General features: G+C 71.3%; 4 protein-coding genes (1 of these 4 only partly in view). All 4 read right to left on the bottom strand.

Annotation, left to right across the window (positions count from 1 at the left end):
• Window positions 1-8 precede the first annotated feature (8 nt).
• Tightly spaced (each overlapping or abutting the next), the 4 genes in view from CCZ27_RS04250 to CCZ27_RS04235 form a layout consistent with a single transcriptional unit that may run on beyond the window.
• Window positions 9-1,610 carry a TolC family protein gene (locus CCZ27_RS04250; RefSeq protein WP_096445874.1) on the bottom strand — a complete coding sequence of 534 codons (1,602 nt, stop codon included), beginning with the start codon at window positions 1,608-1,610 and terminating at the stop codon, window positions 9-11.
• Window positions 1,607-15,733 (bottom strand): non-ribosomal peptide synthetase, encoded by a 14,127-nt coding sequence (locus CCZ27_RS04245; RefSeq protein WP_096445872.1) that lies wholly within the window; start codon window positions 15,731-15,733, stop codon window positions 1,607-1,609. The genes CCZ27_RS04250 and CCZ27_RS04245 overlap by 4 nt, the downstream gene beginning before the upstream one ends.
• Window positions 15,730-18,360 (bottom strand): non-ribosomal peptide synthetase, encoded by a 2,631-nt coding sequence (locus CCZ27_RS24525; RefSeq protein WP_157748438.1) that lies wholly within the window; start codon window positions 18,358-18,360, stop codon window positions 15,730-15,732. Before CCZ27_RS24525 ends, CCZ27_RS04245 begins: the two co-directional genes overlap by 4 nt.
• Window positions 18,264-19,115, bottom strand: partial view of a non-ribosomal peptide synthetase gene (locus tag CCZ27_RS04235; RefSeq protein ID WP_096445868.1) — the 3' portion only. 13,098 nt of this gene lie beyond the right edge of the window; 852 of the gene's 13,950 nt are visible here — the last part of the coding sequence; the start codon falls outside the window, past its right edge — the gene reads right to left on this strand; it ends in the stop codon at window positions 18,264-18,266. Before CCZ27_RS04235 ends, CCZ27_RS24525 begins: the two co-directional genes overlap by 97 nt.

Genomic DNA, 19,115 nt, shown 5'->3' with positions numbered 1-19,115 from the left:
GGCGGTGCTCATTCCATTGCCGACGTGGCCAGAGGGATAGGGTTGAATGTTTCCGGTTCGGCCGGCGGTTCGGCGCTTTGCCAACCGCCGCCGACGGCCTTGAACAGCGTTATCCATGCCTGCAACTGCGCGAGCCGCTCGCCGAGCTGCGCCTGGCGGCTCGCGAGCAGGACGCGGCGGGCGTCCTCGAGGGCGAGCAGGCTCGCCGCGCCCTCCCGGTACTGCGCTTCGGTCGCCTCGAAAAAGCGCGTATAGCCGTCGTGCGCGCGCCCGATGTCGCTCAGCCGGCTGCTCGCGGAGTCGACGCGCACCAGGGCGTTCTCCACCTCCATCACGGCGTTGCGGACGCTGCTCTGGTACGCCGCGGAGGCTTCCTCGAACGCGGCCTTGGCGAACGCGATGTCGGCCGCCGCCTTGCCGCCGTCGAACAGCGGCAGCGAGATCGAGGGACCGAACGACCAGGAGCGGGTCGTCACCCGGTAGCTGCCGCTGTTCGACTGCGCCTCGATGCCGTTGTACCCGGTCGTGTCGCGCTTGCCGCCGCGGCCCACGTTCACGCCGATGGAGCCGATGAGCGTGATCGACGGCAGTGCCGCGGCCTTCGCCACGCCGATGTCGGCGCTGGCCGCGGCCAGCACGCGTTCGCTGACGGCGACGTCCGGCCGCTGCGAAATCGCTTCCGCCGGCACGACCGGGAGGGCTCCGTCCGGCGGCGTGGGCAGGCTCGCGCGGTCGGCCGCCAGCCGCGACCCGATCTCGCCGTAGGGAAGCCCCGTCAGCGCGACCAACTGGTTCTGGTACTGCGTGCATTCGGCTTCCAGGCCGGACCGGACGCTGCGCGCCTCCGCCACCGACGCTTCCGTCCGGTCGGCATCGGCCGGGATCACGAATCCCGCGTCCCGCTTCTGCAAGGTCAGGAGATGCGTTTCCGTGCGCGACACCAGGTCTGCGTCGGCCACCGCCAGCAACCCTTCGCAATGGCGCCGCAGCACGTAGACGTTCGCGACCTCGGCCGCCAGCGTGACGCGGGCGCCGCGCCATTCGGCGCGACGAGCCTCGAACGTCGCCCGCGACCCTTCCAGGCTGCGCCGGCGTCCGCCGAAGAGGTCGATCTCCCAGCTCATGTCGGTCGACAGGCTGCGCGTCGTCAGCAGCGAACCTTCGAACGTTCCCACTTGACCATGCAGCACGTCCCTGGCACCGGTATCGGTGTCGGTGTCGACGCGGGCGCCGCGCAGCGAGGTCTTTTCGTTCGAACGCCCGCGCCCGATGCCCCCCGTGACGCCGATCTTCGGCAACAGCGCCGCCATCCCCATGCCCACGCCGGCACGGGCCTGCGCGACGCGCGCCAGTGCCGCATCCATGGAGGGGCTCGTCTCGAGCGCCTCGTCGATGAGGCCGGCCATGGTGGGAGAGCCGAACTGGCTCCACCAGTTCCTCAGTTCGAGCAGCCGTTCCCCCTCGGGCAGGCTGGCGGACCATTGCTCCGGCACGCCCGCCGCGCCGGGATCGGGCGTCCGGTAGTCCGGCCCGACCGTGGCGCAGCCCCCCGCCAGCGCCAGGGCGCAAAGCGCGAACAGGCCCGTTCCCCGCCGATACGTGCGGTTCATGCGGGTTCGCCGGCCGTCAAGGCAGGCTCCGTCTCGCCATGGCGCTGCAGGGCAAGCGACAGCGCGGCTCCCAGCTCCGCGATGCGAGGCTCCTGCAATATCGACTGGTGATCGCCCTTGATCGATACCACCCGCAGGCGCTCTCCCACGAGCGGCCGCCAGCCGAGGGAGGCATCCTTGCGCTGCGACTTGCTCGCCGCGAACAGGACCACCGGCACCGTCGCGGCAGGCGGGTCATAGTCATCGATTGCTTCGACAAAGGCACATTGCATCGCGTTGTGTCGCTCGTACGTCTCGATTTCGAAAAGGTCGTCGTCGCCCCCGCCGACCATCGCGGCAAGGATCTCGGGCACGCTTCCCAACTGGGCCAACTCCTTGACGCGCTTGGGCGGAACGTTGAGCACGTGCTGCAGATTCACCAGCAGCATCGCGCGTTCGCGCTCTTCCCGCGGCGCCTGACCGGCGCGCTCGCGCCCATGCCACTTGCGCATCTCGTCCGACAGCGCGGTCACCCTGAACATCGTGTCGATCAGGCCGACGAAACCCACGGTCTCGCCGCGGGCGGCAAGCTGATGCGCGATTTCGTACGCCACCTGCCCGCCCGCCGACCAGCTCGCGATCCGGTACGGCCCCTGCGGCTGCACGCGAAGCATCTCGTCGATGTACCGCGCGGCCATCGCCTCGACGCTCCGCAATGGTTCCTCGCCCTTGTTCAACCCGCTGGCGACGAGCCCGAACACCGGCACATCCGGGTTTACCCAGCGTGCGAGATCGGCAGCGTACCCAACGTTTCCTTCAAGCGCGTGAATGAAGAACAACGGTATCGCGCTGCCGCCGGTGCGCAGCGGAATCAGGAGGCTGGCACCGAGCGCGGCCATCCTGCCGGCCTCGATGCTGGCGGCCAGTTCGGTCAGCGTGGGCCGCAGGAACAGCTCCGACAGCGGCAGCTCGATCTCGAAGCGCTTGCGCACGTGGGCGATGAGCTGCACCGCGAGCAGCGAATGGCCGCCGATCTGGAAGAAGTTGTCGTGCCGCCCCACCTGCTCCACGCCCAGCACGGCCGTCCAGATGGCGGCCAGCTCCACTTCCACTTCTCCCTGCGGCGCCTCGTAGGCGCGGCGGCCGAAGGCTTCGCCTTCCGGTACCGGCAGGGCCTTGCGATCCAGCTTGCCGTTCGGCGTCAGGGGCAGGCGCTCCATGCACACATACGCCGCGGGCAGCATGTGGCGCGGCAGGCTGGCGGTGGCGAGCGCACGAACCTCCTCGACGCTCGCCGTCCCGACGTAGTACGCCACGAGGCGCTTGTCGGTGGCGTCGCCGCTGGCCGATTCGCGCACCACGACGCGAACCTCCCGCACCGCCGGATGCGCAGCCAGGCGCGCCTCGATCTCGCCGGGTTCGATGCGGAAACCGCGGATCTTGACCTGGAAGTCGCTGCGGCCGAGATACTCGATCGTGCCGTCCCCGCGCCAGCGTCCAAGGTCGCCCGTGCGGTACATCCGGTCGCCGCCGCTGCCGTCCCGCTGCGCCGCGAACGGATCGGGAAGGAAGCACTCGGACGTGAGCGCAGGCTTGTTCAGGTAACCGCGCGCCACGCCGACACCGCCGATGCAGATCTCGCCCACCGCCCCGGCGGGGACCGGCTGCTGGTCCGCGTCGAGCAGATACACGCGCATGTTCGCGATCGGCCTGCCGATCGGCACGATCGTGGCCCCGGGGTCCGGAGCGCACACGTGCGTCGTGGCGCAGACGGTCGTCTCCGTCGGCCCGTAGGCATTGATGAGCCGCAGGGCGCCGGACCACGCGTTCGCGTCCTTCGGCGACACCGCCTCGCCGGCCACGATCAGCGTGGACGGCGCGAAGGGCATGCGTTCGGCGGCGAGCAGCGGCAGGGCCGAGGGCGGCAGGGTGACGTGCGTGACGTCCAGATGGCGCAGGATCTGCAGCAGCGTCCGGCCCGGCATCAGATCGTCGCTCGACGCAAGGCACAGGCTGGCGCCGGAGCCCAGGGCGGTGCCGATCTCCGACACGCTGGCGTCGAAGCTGGGCGAGGCGAACTGCAGTACCCGACTGGTGGAGTCGATGCCGAACGCCGACATCTGCGCCGCCACCAGGTTGCTCAGGCCGCGATGCTCGTTCATCACGCCCTTCGGCTGCCCGGTCGACCCCGAGGTGTAGATCACGTAGGCCAGGTGGCGCGGAGTCAGGCCCACGACCCGGCGCGGCAGGTTGTCCGTCGAGGCGGGCGCCCAGCGCCACGCGTCGGCATCGAGATCGAAGAGGCGTTCCGCGGAAACGCCGGCCCTGGCCAGCGCCTCCCGCGCCGGACCGCCGCAGGTGAGGATCGCATGCGGCTCGCAGTCCTCGATCATGTAGGCCAGACGTTCGGGCGGATAGGCCGGATCGAGTGGCACGTAGGCGCCGCCGGCCTTGAGCACCGCCAGCAGGGCGCCGACCAGCGCCGGTCCGCGCTCGGCGCAGATCGCCACGCGGCTCTCCGGCTCCACCCCGTTGTTGCGCAGGTAGTGGGCAAGGCGATTGGCCCGTTCGTTCAACTGGCCATAGCTCATCCGCCCGTCGCGCCACGCGAGCGCGATGCGTTCCGGATCGCGCGCCACCTGCGCCTCGAACAGCTCATGCAGGAAGTGCTGCTCCGGCTCGGGCTGCGCGGTTCCGTCCCACCCGGACAGTCCCTGCTCCCGCTCCTGCGCCGGCAGCACGTCGAGGCCGGCGAGCGGCGCCAGGGGGGCTTCCTGCAGGGCATGGGCAAGCTCTCGCAGCGCCGTTTCCAGGAGGGCGCAGATGCGTTGCGGGGCAATGGAACCCCTGACCTGGGCGGTGAGCACGATGGCCAGGCCCAGATCGTCGACGCATATCCCGAACGGATAGTTGCTGCGCTCCGACGCGCCGAGTTCCTCCACGTCGTCCCGCCCGGCGGGCGCGCTTCCTTCCTGCCCGGCGGCATCGTCGCCGCCCGTTGCCGCCTCGATCGGCGTATGCCGGAAGTTGAGCAGCGAGGTAAACAGCGGCATCTGGGCATCGACCCCGCTGCAGCGCTGCGCCAGTGCGAGCGGCGCATGTTCGTGGCGCAGCAGTTGCGCGAGCAGGCCATGCGTCTGCCTGAGGCAGTGCTCGACCCCCTGCGTCGTGACGCGGATGCGCACCGGCAGCGTATTGATGAACATGCCCAGCATGCGTTCGGCGTGGGCGCCCGCCTGCAGGCGTCCGAACAGCACCGTGCCGAACACCACGTCCCTGCGCCCGGTGGTCCGCGCCAGCACCAGCGCCCACGCCAGGTGCATCAGGCTCGCGAGGCTGACGCCCAGTGCGCGCGTACGCCGGCGCAAGCTGTCCGCGAGCGCGTCGTCGAGCACCAGGCGGGCCTCGGCGATGTCGCCCTGCCCTTGAACGTCCATCAGCCCGAACGGCGCCGTCGGCTCGTCGACGTCGCCCAGCATGCCGCGGAAGAAGGCTTCGTGCTCCTCCCTGCTCACCCCCAGCCGCGCCTGTGCCACGAAGTTGCGGAACGGCACCGGCTCCGGCAGCGCCGCCTCCTGGCCCGCCTCGATGGCTTGCGCCTCGTCCAGCAGCAGGTCGACCGTGGTGTGATCGATGATCAGGTGGTGCGCCAGCACGTGGAGCAGGAAACGGCCCGCGGCCGCGTCCTCGACGACGTGGCAGCGCAGCAGCGGCGCCTCGGCGAGGTCGATGCATGCATGCTGCGGATCGAAGCGCGCCTCCAGTTGCTGCTCGAGATCCCCGTCGGCCGGATCGAGCGCGATCCACTCGACCGGAAGCCGCGCGTCGCGCAGCACCACCTGCAGCGGCTGGGCAAGCCCCTCCCAGTAGATGCCCGTGCGCAGGATGTCGTGGCGGTCGATGACGCGCTGCAGCGCCTCCAGCACCGAATCCAGCCGTTCCCGCGTGGCAAAGCTGTACAGGCTGCGCAGCAGGTACGGATCGCCCTCCTCGGCCAGCAGGTGGTGGAACAGGATGCCTTCCTGCAGCGGCGCCAGCGGATAGATGTCCTGGATGTTCCCCACCCCGCCCGGCACCTGCGCCGCCAGGGCATCGAGTTCTTCCTGCGTCGGCTCGGCCAGCGTCACCATCTCCGGCGTGATGCGCACCGCGCTGCCGTCGGCCGGAATCAGGTTCGGCGGCACCGCCACCTCCCGGCTCACGGAACCGACGGCCTGCGCGAGATCGGCCAGCGTCGGTGCCGCGAACAGGGCGCGCACGTCGGCATGCAGGCCCTCCATGCGCATCCGCTCGATCAGGCTCACGGCCATCAGGGAATGGCCGCCCAGCTCGAAGTAGTTGTCGTTGCGGCCCACGCGCTCGAGGCCGAGCTGCTCCGCCCACAGGCGCGCCAGCACCTCCTCGATCGGCCCTTGCGGGGCGGCGTAGCCCCGGTGCAGGACGGCACCGCCCTCGGGCGCCGGCAATGCCGCGCGGTCGAGCTTGCCGTTGGGCGTCACCGGCATGGACTCGAGCCGCACGAAGGCCGCCGGCACCATGTACTGCGGCAGGCTTTCCGAGGCATGCCCACGCAGGGCTTCGATGTCCGCCTCGCCCACGTAGTAGGCCACCAGGCGCTTGTCGCCGGCCTGGTCCTCGCGTGCCAGCACGACCACGTCCTGCACGCCCGGGCAGCCGGCGAGGCTGGCCTCGACCTCGCCCAGTTCGATGCGCAGGCCGCGGATCTTGACCTGGAAGTCGTTGCGGCCCAGGTACTCGATCACGCCCTCGGCGGTCCAGCGCGCCAGGTCGCCGGTCTTGTACATGCGGGCCGCGGGATCGGGGTCGTACGGATCGCTAACGAAGCGCTCGGCCGTCAGTTCCTCGCGGTTCAGGTAGCCGCGCCCGACCTGGACGCCGGCGATGAAGAGTTCGCCGGCCACGCCCACCGGCGCCGGACGCAGGCTTTCGTCGAGGATGTAGATGCGCGTGTTCGCAACCGGGCGCCCGATGGGAATGCCCTGCCCCTCCGCGCCGGGTTCGCAGGCCCAATAGGTGACGTCCACGGCCGCCTCGGTGGGGCCGTAGAGGTTGTGCAGTTCGACCCCCGGCAGGCGCTCGTGGAAGCGCCGCACGAGGCTCGCGGGCAGGGCCTCGCCGCTGCACATGACGCGGCGCACGACGGCCGCGCACTCGCCCACGCCTTCGCTCTCGAGGAACAGTTGCAGCATCGAGGGAACGAAATGCAGGGTGGTGACGCCCGAGGCGCAGATCTCGCGGCGCAGGTAGGCCGGGTCGCGGTGGCCGTCCGGCCGCGCGACGACGATGGAGGCGCCGGTCATCAGCGGCCAGAAGAACTCCCAGACCGAGACGTCGAAGCTGAAGGGCGTCTTCTGCAGGACGGCGTCATCGGCCGTCAGGCCATACTCTTCCTGCATCCAGACGAGGCGGTTGACGATGCCCCGATGCTCGTTCATCGCCCCCTTGGGCTGCCCGGTGGAGCCCGAGGTGTAGATCACGTAGGCGAGATGGCGCGCATCCAGGCCGATCTCCTGCGGCGACAGGTTGTCCGCAGGTGCCGCGGCCCAGGCCGCGGCGTCCGCCCCCGGATCGATCACGATGCGGCCGGCCAGCCCGGCGCCGTCGAGGGCCTCGCGGCCCACCGCATCGGCCAGCACGACGGCCGGCGCCGAATCGCCCAGCATGTAGGCCAGCCGCTCGCCCGGATAGCCCGGGTCCAGCGGCACGTACGCCCCGCCCGCCTTGAGCACCGCCACCAGCGCCACCACCAGCTCCACGCTGCGCCCCAGGCACACCGCCACCCGCGCATCCGGCCCCACCCCCAGCGTGCGCAGGTGGTGTGCCAGGCGGTTCGCGCGGGCGTTCAGTTCGGCATACGTCAGCGACGCCCCGTCCTGCCTCACCGCGACCGCCTGCGGCGTGCGATCGGCCTGCGCCTCGATCAGTTCGTGCAGGCAGCGGCCCGCCGGATAGTCCCGCGCCGTCGCGTTCCAGCCCTCCAGCACCTGCGTCCGCTCGGACGCCGGCAGCACGTCCAGTGCCCGCAGCGCCTGCTGCGGATCCCGCTCCAGCGCCGCCGCCACGACCTCCAGCGCGCGCTGCATGAAGCCGCACACCCGCGCGGCCAGCGGCGCCTCCATCACCTGCGCGCCGAGCACGAAGTCTTCGCCCAGGTCATCGACCGTCAGCGTCAGCGCATAGGTCGTGCGTTCGCTCGCTCCCAGCGATTCGACATCGTTCCCGCCCTCGGCCGGCACGCCGTCCGCCGCCGCGTCGCCCACCGCCACCGCGCTGTGCCGGTAGTTGAGCAGCGAGGTGAACAGCGGCGCCGGCGTCTGCACCGCGCTGCAGCGCTGCGCCAGCGCCAGCGGCGCATGCTCGTGCCGCAGCAGTTGCGCCAGCCGTTCGTGCGTCTGCCGCAACGCCGCTTCCACGCCCGCCTCGCCCACGCCCAGGCGCACCGGCAGCGTGTTGATGAACATCCCCATCACCCGGTCCGCGCCTTCGCCGCCCTGCATGCGACCGAACAGCACCGTCCCGAACACCACGTCCTCGCGCCCCGTCGTGCGCGCCAGCACCAGCGACCACGCCAGGTGCATCAGGCTCGCCGCGCTCACCCCCAGCCGGCGCGCCTGCGCCCGTACCGCCTGCGCCAGCGTGCGCGGCAGCAGCACATGGTGTTCGTCCAGCCCGCCCAGGGCTTCCGTCAGCCCGAACGGCGCCGTCGGTTCGTCGATGTCGCCCAGCATCTGGGTGAAGAAGGCTTCGTGCTCTTCCTGGCTCACGCCCAGTCGCGCCTGTGCCACGAAGTGCCGGAACGGCACCGGCGCCGGCAGTTCCGCTTCGCGGCCCTGTTCGATCAGTTCGGCCTCTTCGACCAGCAGTTCCAGCGTCGTGTGGTCGATCGCCAGGTGGTGCGCCAGGATGTGCAGCAGCCAGCGTCCGTTCCGCGCGTCCTCCACCAGGTGCGCGCGCAGCAGCGGCGCGTGGCCCAGGTCCAGCCGCGTGTGCTGCGGGTCGAAGCGCGCTTCCAGCGCCGCGGCCAGGTCTGCCGTGCCGAAGTCGCTCGCGTCCAGTTCGACCAGCTCGAGCCGCGCTTCGCGCTGCACCACCTGCACCGGCTGCGACAGCCCTTCCCAGTACACCGCCGTGCGCAGGATGTCGTGCCGTCCGATCACCTGCTGCACCGTGTCCACGAAGCGCGACACCGCTTCGCGCTGCCTGAAGCCGTACACGCTGGGCAGCAGGTACGGGTCGCCGTCCTCGGCCATCAGGTGGTGGAACAGGATGCCTTCCTGCAGCGGCGCCAGCGGGTAGATGTCCTGGACGTTCCGCACGCCGCCGGGCACCTGCGCCACCAGCCGGTCCAGTTCGTCCTGCGTCAGCGCCGCCAGCGTCACCATCTCCGGCGTGATGCGTCCGGCGCTGCCGTCGGCCGGGATGCCGTTCGGCGGCACCTCGATCCGCGCCGGCCCCGCGCCCACGCTCGCGGCCAGTTCGGCCAGGCTCGTGCTGGTGAAGAGCGCGCGTACGTCGGCCTGCAGCCCGGCCTGGCGCATGCGCTCGATCAGGCTCACCGCCAGCAGCGAATGCCCGCCCAGTTCGAAGAAGTTGTCATGGCGGCCGACCTGCGCCACCCCCAGCAGTTCGCTCCACAGCCGCGCCAGGGTCTGTTCGACCTCGCCCTGCGGCGCTTCATAGCCGCGGCGCACGAAGGCGTCGCCTTCGGGGGCCGGCAGCGCCGCCCGGTCCAGTTTGCCGTTGGGGGTCAGCGGCAGGCGTGCCAGCCGCACGAAGGCCGACGGCACCATGTACGACGGCAGCCCGTCGCCCGCGTGCGTGCGCAGCGCGTCGGCCGCGGCTTCGCCCACGTAGTACGCCACCAGGTGCTGGGTGTCGTCGGCGCCGTCCGCACGGGCGATCACCACCACGTCGCTGACGTCCGCGGCCTGCGCCAGGTGCGCTTCGATCTCGCCCAGTTCGATGCGGAAGCCCCGCACCTTCACCTGGAAGTCGTTGCGGCCCAGGTACTCGATCGTCCCGTCCGACAGCCACCGGCCCAGGTCGCCCGTCTTGTACATGCGCGGGGCCGGGTTCCCGGCCGTGGCCGTGGCGAACGGGTCCGCGACGAAGCGCTCGGCCGTCAGCTCGGGCTGGTTCAGGTAGCCGCGCGCCACGCCGTCGCCGCCGATGTACAGCTCCCCCGCCACCCCGATCGGTACCGGCTGACCGTGGCCGTCCAGGATGTAGATCCGCGTGTTGCCGATCGGACGGCCGATGTGCAGCACGCCGTCCGCGCTCAGCGTCCCCGAGCTGGCCACCACCGTGTTCTCGGTCGGGCCGTAGTTGTTCACCAGCGCCTGCCCCGACGGCAGGCCCGACGGCCAGCGACGCAGCCGGTCGCCGCCGATCAGCAGGCTGCGCACCCCGCCGTTGGCCTGGCCGTGCGCGAGCGCGTGCTCGGCCAGCGGCGTCACCAGGAAGCTCACGTCCAGCGCCTGCGACTGCCACCATGCCAGCAGCGCCTGCGGGTCTCCTTCGCTCGCCGCCGGCGCCAGCAGCAGCGTGCCGCCCGCGGCCAGCACCGGCCAGGTCTCCCACGCGCAGGCGTCGAACGCCACCCCCGCCGTGCAACTGCTGCGGCTGCCCGCCTCCAGTCCGAAGCGCTCGATGTGCCAGCCGATCAGGTTGTTCAGGCTGCGCTGTTCGATCATCACCCCCTTGGGGCGGCCCGTCGAACCCGAGGTGTAGATCACGTAGGCCAGGTGATGCGGCCTCAGCCCGGCGACCGTCACCGCGCCCTCGGGCAGGCCGCGCCAGGCGCCGTCCTGGCGCAGGTCCAGCACCGGCAGCGCCGGTTCGTGGCGTGCCGCGGCGATCGCGATCAGCGTCTGCAGCTCCGCCTCCAGCCCCCCGTCGGTCAGGATCACGCCCGGTTCGCAGTCCTCGAGCATGTAGGCCAGCCGCTCGCCCGGGTAGGCCGGGTCCAGCGGTACGTAGGCGCCGCCGGCCTTGAGCACGGCCAGTTCCGCCACCACCAGTTCCACGCTGCGCCCCAGGCATACCGCCACCCGCACGTCCGGCCCCACGCCCAGCGTGCGCAGGTGGTGCGCCAGGCGGTTCGCGCGGGCGTCCAGTTCGGCGTACGTCAGCGACGTTTCGTCCTGCTGCAGCGCGACCGCCTGCGGCGTGCGCGCGGCCTGCGCTTCGATGAGCCGTGCCGTGCCCTGTTCCAGCGCGTACGGCCGGTGCGTGGCGTTCCAGCCGTCCACCACCTGCGCGCGCTCGGCCTCGGGCAGGATCGCCAGCCGGCTCACCGCCACCTCCGGCTGCGACAGCATCGCTTCGAGCAGCACCTGCCAGCCGCCCACCATCCGTTCCATCGTCGCCCGCGACCACAGCGCCGTCGCGTAGTTCAGACCCCCGCCCACGCCCCCTTCCAGCGGCATCAGGTTCAGCGTCAGGTCGAACTGCGCCGTCGCCTGCGGGCTCGCCAGCGGGCGCAGCGTCAGCCCCGGCAGGCTCAGTTCCCCTTCCGGCGTGTTCTGCCACGCCAGCACCGCCTGGAACAGCGGCGTGGTCGACAGGCTGCGCGGCGGCTGCACCAGGTCCACCACCTGTTCGAACGGCAGCGCCTGGTGCGCCTGCGCCCCCAGCACCTGCGCCTTCACCCGCGCCAGCAGGTCGCGCGTGTCCGGTCCTTCGCCCGCTCCTTCGTCCTGTCCTTCGCCCGCGCCCGCCGCGCGCAGGTCCACCGGCAGCGCCAGCGTGTTCACGAAGAACCCGATCAGCCCTTCCACTTCCTGGCGCGTGCGGCCGGCCACCGGCGTGCCGATCACCACTTCGTCCTGTCCCGCCAGCCGGCCCAGCAGCACGCCCCAGCTGGCCAGCAGCACCATGTACAGCGTCACCCCTTCGCGCTGCGCCAGCGCCTGCAGCCGCTGCGTCAGCGCCTCCGGCAGCCACACCGGCACCGTGTCGCCCCGGTAGTCCTGCTGCGCCGGACGCGCGTGGTCCAGCGGCAGGCTCAGCAGCCGCGGACGCTCTGAGAGCGTCGCCTGCCAGTACGCCTGCTGCGCCGCCAGCGCGCCCCCGCTCAGCCACTGCCGCTGCCACGCCGCGTAGTCCGCGTACTGCACCGCCAGCGCCGGCAGCGGGTCGTCTTCGCCCGCCACGCAGGCGCCGTACTGCGTGCTCAACTCATCGAGCAGCACCCCGATCGACCAGCCGTCCGAGATGATGTGGTGCATGCACAGCGACAGCACGTGATGCCCTTCGCCCAGGCGCATCAGCCGCGCCCGCAGCAGCGGGCCGCGTTCCAGGTCGAACGGCGCCGACGCTTCCGACCCCAGGCTCGCCTGCAGCGCCGCGTCCTGCGCTTCGCCCGCCAGCCCCGACAGGTCTTCCGTGTGCCATGCCAGCGCACTGTCGGGTCCGTCGATCACCTGCACCGGCTGGCCCTGTCCGTCCACCCCGAAGCGCGTGCGCAGCGCTTCGTGGCGCGCCCGCACCCGCCACAGCGCCTGCGCGAGCGCCGCGGCGTCCAGTTCGCCTTCGAGCGCGACCGCGCCGGCGATGTGGTACGCCTCGCTCGCCCCGCCCAGGCGGCCCAGGAACCACAGCCGCTGCTGCGCCAGCGACAGCGGCAGCGGCGCGGCGCGGTCGGCCCGGCCGATCGCCTCGAGCACCGCACCGGCTTCGCCCGCCGCGCGCCGCGCCTCGATCCGCGCCGCCAGTTCGGACAGGCTCGCCGTGTCGAACAGTTCGGACAGGCTCAGTTCGAGTGCGACTTCGCTGCGCAGCCGCGACACCAGTTGCACCGCCAGCAGCGAATGCCCGCCCAGTTCGAAGAAGTTGTCGTGGCGGCCGACTTGCGCCACCCCGAGCAACTCGCTCCACAGCCGCGCCAGGGTCTGTTCGACCTCGCCTTGCGGCGCTTCATAGCCGCGGCGCACGAAGGCGTCGCCTTCGGGGGCCGGCAGCGCCGCCCGGTCGAGCTTGCCGTTGGGCGTCAGCGGCAGGCGCGCCAGGCGCACGAAGGCCGACGGCACCATGTACGACGGCAGCCCGTCGCCCGCGTGCGCGCGCAGCGCCTCGGCCGCGGCCTCGCCCACGTAGTACGCCACCAGGTACTTGGTGTCGGTGTCGCCATCCGCCCGCGCGATCACCACCACGTCGCTCACGTCCGCGGCCTGCGCCAGATGCGCTTCGATCTCGCCCAGTTCGATGCGGAAGCCCCGCACCTTCACCTGGAAGTCGTTGCGGCCCAGGTATTCGATCGTTCCGTCCGCCAGCCACCGGCCCAGGTCGCCCGTCTTGTACATGCGCGCCGGGGCCTCGCCCTCGGCCACGGTGGCGAACGGGTCCGCGACGAAGCGCTCGGCCGTCAGCTCGGGCTGGTTCAGGTAGCCGCGTGCCACGCCGTCGCCGCCGATGTACAGCTCCCCCGCCACCCCGATCGGTACCGGCTGCCCGTGGCCGTCCAGGATGTAGATCCGCGTGTTGCCGATCGGGCGGCCCAGCGGCACGCTGGCCGCCTCTTCCGCCAGCGATTCGATCTCGTGCGTGATCGCGAACGTCGTGCTCTCGGTCGGGCCGTAGCCGTTGAGCAGGTGCTGCGGGCGGTGCTCGCGCAGCACCTTGCGCACCACCCGCGGGTCCAGCGCGTCACCGCCGATGATCAGGTAGCGCAGACCCGGCAGCACCGGGCCCAGCACCCGCTCGTACTGGTTGAACAGGCCCACCGTCAGCCACAGCACGCTCACCGCGCGATCGCCCAGCGCCCCCGCCAGACGCTGCGGATCGAGCAGCGTGTCCTGGTCGATCACCACTACCGCGCCGCCGTTGAGCAGCGCCGCCCACACTTCCAGCGTGCTCGCGTCGAACGCCGGGTTCGCCGCCAGCGCCACCCGGTCGCCCGCGCCGAACGCCGCGTAGCCGTTGTTGCGCACCAGCCGCACGATCCCGCGGTGCAGGATCTCCACCCCTTTCGGGCGGCCCGTCGAGCCCGAGGTGTACATGACGTAGGCCAGCGCGTCGCCGCCCGTGCGCACCTCCGGCGTGCCGGACGGCTGCGACGACAGCGCCTCGCCGTCCGCGTCGAGCCGCTGCAGGCCGGACAGTTCCGCGGCCGCCGCTTCGCCGGCGCGCCCGATCAGCAGGCGCACCCCCGCGTCCTGCGCCATCAGCGCCTGGCGCTCGCCCGGCAGCACCGTGTCCAGCGGCAGGTACGCCCCGCCCGCCTTGAGCACCGCCAGTTCCGCCACCACCAGTTCGGCCGAGCGCGGCAGGCTCAGCGCCACCGCCTCGCCTGCCTGCAGCCCTGCATCGAGCAGCGCGTGTGCCAGGCGGTTCGACCACGCGTCCAGTTCCGCGTAGCTCAGCGTCCGTTCGCCGTCGAGCACCGCCGGCGCGGACGGCGTGGACTGCGCCATCTGTGCGAACAGTTCGCCCACCCCGCTCTCCCGCGGGTAGGCGTAGGACGTCGCGTTCCAGCCCTGCACCACCTGCGCACGCTCGGAGGCCGGCAGTACGCCCACGCCGCTCAGCGGCGCCTGCGGATGCGACGACAGCGCCTCCACCAGGCCCGACAGCGCGCTCTGCATGAAGCTGCACACCCGCGCGGCCTCCAGCGGGCGGCTCACCTGCGCCGTCAGCAGGAAGCCTTCGCCCAGGTCGTCCACCGAGAACGTCAGCGGGTAGTTCGTGCGTTCGTGGCCGGAAAGCACTTCGAAGTCGCCGTCCCGGTCCTGCGCGGCATCGGCCGCCGCCGGCCCGGTGTCCGGCAGATCCGCCGCCGCACCGCCGGCATGGCGGAAATTCAGCAGCGTCGAGAACAAGGGAGCCGGCGGCTGCACGCCGCTGCAGCGCTGCGCCAGCGACAGCGGCGCGTGCTCGTGCCGCAGCAGGCGCGCGAGCAAGGCGTGCACGTCCTTGAGCCGTGTTTCCACGCTCTCCTGATCGACGCTGAGGCGGATCGGCAGCGTGTTGATGAACATGCCCAGGACCCGGTCCGCGCTTTCGCCGCCCTGCATGCGGCCGAACAGCACCGTCCCGAAGACGACATCCTGCCTGCCGGTGAGGCGCGCGAGCACCACGGCCCACGCCAGATGCATCATGCTCGCCGCGCTGACACCCAGCGTACGGGCGATCCGGCGGATCGCACGGGCGACATCCTCCGGCACGGCTTCGCTTGCCTCGTGGATATCCCCGCCGTTGCCCTGGATGTCGAGGATGTCGAAGGGCGCCGTCGGCTCGGTGATGTCCTCCAGCATCTGCCGGAAGAAGGTCTCATGCTCTTCCTGGCTCACGCCCAGGCGCGCCTGCGCCACGAAGTTGCGGAACGGCACCGGCACGGGCAGCTCGGATTCGCGGCCCTGTTCGATCAGTTCGGCCTCTTCGACCAGCAGTTCCAGCGTCGTGTGGTCGATCGCCAGGTGATGCGCCAGGATGTGCAGCAGCCACCGGCCATTGGCGGCATCCTCGGCGACGTGGCATGCCAGCATCGGAGCCTGCGTCAGGTCCAGGCGTGCATGGCGCGGGTCGAAGCGCGCCTCGATCTGCTGCACGGCGTCGCCGTCCGCGGGATCGATCTGCAGATGCTCGACCGGCAGCGCGGCCTTGCGCCGCACGACCTGCACCGGCTCGGGGAGCCCTTCCCACGCGAGGCCGGTGCGCAGGATGTCGTGGCGATCCACGACCCTCTGCAGGGCGGCCAGGAACCGCTCCAGGCGTTCGCGGCGCGGGAATGCGAGCAGGCTGGGGAGCAGGTAGGGGTCGCCCTCCTCGGTCACGAGGTGGTGGAACAGGATGCCTTCCTGCAAGGGCGCCAGCGGGTAGATGTCCTGCACGTTGCCCGCACCGCCGGGCACCGTGGCCACGACGCGGTCGATCTCGTCCTGCGTGAGGCTTACCAGGGTCAGCATTTCCGGCGTGATGCGGAACGGGCGCCTGCCGGCGGCGGCGCCGGTCTCCCGGGGAGCCTCCTTCAGGAACGCCAGCAGGTCGCCCTTGTGCGTCCTGAGCCGGGCCGCCAGCTCGGCGTCCATCGCGCCGCGCGGCGCGCGGATGACAAGCTCGTCGTTCTCCAGCAGGACCTGGATGTTCTTTTCATCCAGATCACGAAACAGGGTTTCCAGGGTCACAGCCTAAACTCCTCGAATTCGCCATCGGATACCGCCTCTTCGGGCAGCTCCGGAATCAGGTTCGCGGGCACCTCCACCTCGCTGCTCTCGAAGCTCACCGCCGCAGCCAGTTCGGCCAGCGTCGGCGCCGTGAACAGGATGCGTATGTCGGCAAACATCGACTGGCTCCGCATGCGTTCGACCAACCGCACCACCAGCAGCGAATGGCCGCCCAGATCAAAGAAGTTGTCGTGTCGGCCGACGCGCTCGAGCTTGAGCAGTTCGGCCCAGATCGCAGCCAGCTTTTCCTCGGTCTCGCCCTCGGGCGCCTCGTACGCGCGCTGGACGAAGGCACCGCCTTCGGGGGCCGGCAGCGCGCGGCGGTCCAGCTTGCCGTTCGGCGTGAGCGGGAAGCCGTCGAGCCGCACGTAGGCCACCGGCACCATGTACGGCGGCAGGTTCGCCGACGCGAGCGTCCGCAGTTCCTCCGCCGCGGCCGTGCCGATGTAATACGCCACGAGCCGCTTTTCGCCCGGCTGGTCCTCGCGCGCCAGCACGACCACTTCCTGCACCTCGGGGCAGTGCGCGAGCTTGGCCTCGATTTCGCCCAGCTCGATGCGGAACCCCCGGATCTTCACCTGGAAGTCGTTGCGACCCAGGTACTCGACTGTTCCATCCGGCAGCCAGCGCCCGAGGTCGCCGGATCTGTAGAGGCGTTCGCCATCCGCATAGGGGTTGGCGATGAAGCGTTCGCTCGTCAGTTCCGGGCGGTTCAGGTAGCCGCGCGCCACGCCCGCGCCGCCCACGTAGAGTTCGCCGATCGTGCCGACCGGCGCCGGCCGGCACTGCCCGTCCAGCACGTAGAGCCGCAGGTCGGGAATGGGCTCGCCGATGGGGCTGGGCCCCGGGCGGGCGGTATCGGCGGCCGCCAGCGGGCGGTACGTGACGTGGACCGTGGTCTCCGTGATGCCGTACATGTTGATCAGTACGGTGTCGTGGCCATTGCGCTCGTACCAGGGTTTCAGCGTGCGCAATTCCAGCGCCTCGCCGCCGAACACGACGTAGCGCAGGCTGTGGCGTCCCGCCTCCCCTTCATCCATCGCCTGCCCCTGCGCCGCGGAGAGCTGCAGGAAAGCGCTGGGAGTCTGGTTCAGCACGGTGACGCGCTGCTCGCACAGCAGCGCATGGAAGTCCCGCGGCGAGCGCGCGGTCTCGAGCGGCACGATCACGAGGCTGCCGCCGTGGAGCAGCGGCCCCCAGATCTCCCACACCGAGAAGTCGAACGAGAAGGAGTGGAACAGCGTCCATACGTCGGTCTCGTCGAAACGGAACCAATGCGCGGTCGCGTCGAACAGGCGCACCACGTTGCGGTGCTCCACCATCACCCCCTTCGGACGGCCCGTCGAGCCCGAGGTGTAGATCACGTAGGCCAGGTGCGCGGGCGCGGCGGCGCCGGGTCCCGCGGCGGGCAAGTTCCCGTCCGGCGCATCCGCCCATGCGGCTGCATCGGCCCCCAGGTCGACCACGCGGGCCGGCTGCGCGGCAAGGAAGTCCTCGCCCAGCGCCGCGCGGCCGACGGCATCGGCCAGGATCGCCACCGGCCGGCTGTCCTCGACCGTGAAATGCAGGCGCTCCGATGCGTAGGCCGGGTCGAGCGGCACGTACGCGCCGCCGGCCTTCAGCACGGCGAGCAGCGCGACGATCATGTCGAATCCGCGTTCCACGCAGATCGCCACCGGCGTATCCGGCCCCACGCCCAGCCCGCGCAGGTGGCGGGCCAGGCGGTTGGCCTGGCGGTTGAGCGCGTCGTAGCTCAGGCTGCCCTCGCCCAGGCGCACGGCCGTCGCCTGCGGATCGCGCTGCACGCAGGCTTCGAAGAGCGTATGCAGGCACTCGCCCACCGGCGCGGCGGGCGGCAGGGCGCCCTGTTGCGGAAGCACCCGCTCGCGCTCCGCAGCCGGCAGCACGTCCAGATCCGACAGGGCTTGCAGCGGCGCCGGCGCGGTCTGCTCCAGCGCTGCCAGCAAGGCGGTGACCGCCGTCTGCATGAAGTCGCACACGCGCTGCGGATCGACCGGGGCGCTCACCTGCGCGGTGAACACGAACTCGTCCCCGAGATCGTCGATCGAGAAGGTGAGCGGATAGTTCGTGCGATCCTCGCTGACGCGCAGTTCGATGCCGTCGTCCTCGCCGGCCTCCTCGTCCGCCGCCGCCGACGGCATGGCCTTGGCATGGCGATAGTTGAGCAGCGAGGTGAACAGCGGCACTTGCGCATCGACCGCGCTGCAGCGCTGCGCCAGCGCCAGCGGCGCATGCTCGTGCGCGATCAGTTCCCCGAGCAGTGCCTGGACCTGGCGCAGCGCGCCCGGAACGTCGCGCCGATCGATGCTGACGCGGAAAGGCAGGGTGTTGATGAAGAGACCCATGATCCGCCCGGCCTGCTCGCCCGCATGCATGCGGCCCAGCAGCACCGTCCCGAACACCACGTCCGCGCGGCCCGTCGTGCGCGCCAGCACCAGCGACCACGCCAGGTGCATCAGGCTCGCCGCGCTCACCCCCAGCCGGCGCGCCTGCGCCCGTATCGCCAGCGCCAGCGCCGGGTCCAGCCGCAGCCGCGCTTCCTCGATCCCGCTGCCGTCGCCCTGCACATCCAGCAGCCCGAACGGCGCCGTCGGTTCGTCGATGTCCCCAGCATGTCGCGGAAGAAGGCTTCGTGCTCGGCCTCGCTCACCCCCAGCCGCGCCTGCGCCACGAAGTTGCGGAACGGCACCGCCGCCGGCAGCGCCGATGCCCGGCCCGCCTCGATCAGCGCCGCCTCTTCGACCAGCAGGTCCTGCGTCGTGTGGTCCAGCACCAGGTGGTGCGACAGGATGCGCAACAGCCACCGCCCGTTCCGCACGTCCTCGGCCACCCAGGCGCGGATCAGCGGCGCCTGCGTCAGGTCGAAGCGCGTGTTGCGCGGGTCCAGCCGCGCTTCGAGCTGCGCCGCCGCCTCGCCCTGCGACGGGTCCAGCGCGATCTCCTCGATCACGAGCCGCGCCTGCCGGCTGACCACCTGCAGCGGTTCGGGTACGCCCTGCCACACGAGGCTCGTGCGCAGGATGTCGTGACGGTCGATCACGCGCTGGATCGCCGCCAGCAGGCTGTCCAGCCGCGCCCGGCTCGGGCTGCTGATCAGGCTCGCCTCGACGTAGGCGTCGTGCTCCGGGTCCACCAGATGGTGGAACAGCATGCCTTCCTGCAGCGGCGCCAGCGGGTAGATGTCCTGGATGTTCGGCGTGCCGCCCGCCACCTGCGCCACCAGCGCGTCGATCTCGTCCTGCGTCAGCGCCGCCAGCGTCACCATCTCCGGCGTGATGCGTTCGGCACTGCCGTCGGACGGGATGCCGTTCGGCGGCACCCG

The sequence above is a fragment of the Thauera sp. K11 genome (genome assembly GCF_002354895.1).
Taxonomy (GTDB): Bacteria; Pseudomonadota; Gammaproteobacteria; order Burkholderiales; family Rhodocyclaceae; genus Thauera; species Thauera sinica.
This window is presented reverse-complemented; position numbering and strand designations above follow the sequence as displayed.